2 protein-coding genes are annotated in these 1444 nt (G+C 50.3%); one reads left to right on the forward strand and one right to left on the reverse strand.

What is annotated here, in order from left to right:
• Positions 1-813 (reverse strand): DUF7354 domain-containing protein (locus EJP87_RS06890; RefSeq protein ID WP_130471127.1); only part of this gene is annotated, 813 nt, incomplete at its 3' end.
• A gap of 400 nt (positions 814-1213) precedes the next feature.
• Between EJP87_RS06890 and EJP87_RS17720 the strand changes: the two genes are divergently transcribed.
• The coding region (locus EJP87_RS17720) for a hypothetical protein (protein WP_193771202.1) at positions 1214-1444 on the forward strand (231 nt) is incomplete at its 3' end.

Raw genomic sequence — 1444 nt, forward strand, 5'->3', positions numbered from 1 at the left:
ATAGAGATCCATGGCAGAGACGGTCAAGCCTTTGTCATCGAGGAAATAGGCTTTGAAGAAGGTGTCACCCGGTGAGGTTTTTTCAATTTTGGCCAAACCATCGGCGATTTGTTTTTCCTCATCCTTGCTCAACCATTTGATCTTGCCAGCTTTTTTCGGCTCATAGACGGCGCTGTTTCCTTGCATGACATCGACACGATATTCATGCTCGCCGGCGGACAGGGCTGGGACGGTGAAGCGAATGATATCGTTGTCACTGGCGGCGATATCATAATTTTTGCCATCGATGACCAAACGGTAGGAGTACTCTTTACCCATGCCGGACCAGACCAGATCGGGATGAGAGGAAGAGAGGGTGATCTCTTGGATGGTATCCAGCTTGATTTCCGAGGCTTTTTTCTCGACGCTGCGACGCACTGTGGTATAGCGTTGCGCTTTATCGAAGCGTTGACCGATACCGTCAACCAGGTTGCCGGAATCTTGGCTCGGAGCGGAGATGGTTCCAGCGAGGGCTTTGACATCCGCTTCGGTAATTTCCACCACCGAATTGGCAGCCACTTCCTGGGTCAGATTGGTGGCTTGATTGACCAGTTTACCGGCACCGTCGGCACCGGTTTTGACTTGATAGCCGGCAAAGAGGAATTTGTTGCGATCCACCTTTTTCCACTCTTTACCATCCTTGCTGACCTGAACATCACCCTGGACTTGGGTCAGCATGGAAACCGGGGCGCCTGCGGCGAGGGCATCCAGGCTGAGCCCGATGCACAACGACGGCACGAGCAGCAAACCCAATTTGAACAAACGTGTTTTCATGCAGTTTTCCTCCCAAGGAAAAGTTTGAATTAATATGTAGATAGCCAAACCCTGCCCATGCCGTCGGGAATGTTCACCGAGCTCAAGTAGGCAAGATAGTGTAAGACAATCTTTCCAGTTAACTTATCATAGCAGCTTTTTTTGGGATTTGCTGAATTTTTTTAACCCTCTTGCACGAAATCTTGCAGCATGTAACTTTGGCAAGCCCTTGCGGCAAGGGATAAACGGGCTGCAAGGTGATAAATTATTGAATCTTAAGGTTTGCATTCCTTGGCTTGCAGAAGATTTTTTTCTTGAGTCATGAGGAGATTCTGCCGATCAAGATATTAAAAGTGGGATCATTGAATGATGATCTGCACGGAAAGGAAAGGACGCAGCGGAACCGGTAAGAGGTGACAAAATGAGCACCACGATAGTGGGACAAACCCGTCCCATTCGACAAAGCGGTTGGTTCTTGGCGGCGCGTGGGAGTAATGCCGGATCCCCGGCCACGGCGATTGAAGCAGCTCGATCTGTGAATGGAATGGATTCCGTCGATCTGGCAGGCATGGGCTTTTATCGCAAAGCATGGCAACTGTTGCAAGAGCAGGATCCAGCACCGATTCCCGAAGCGGTTGCCCGGGCGATTCGG

This window comes from Candidatus Magnetaquicoccus inordinatus, assembly GCF_004217665.1.
GTDB classification, from domain to species: Bacteria; Pseudomonadota; Magnetococcia; order Magnetococcales; family Magnetaquicoccaceae; genus Magnetaquicoccus; species Magnetaquicoccus inordinatus.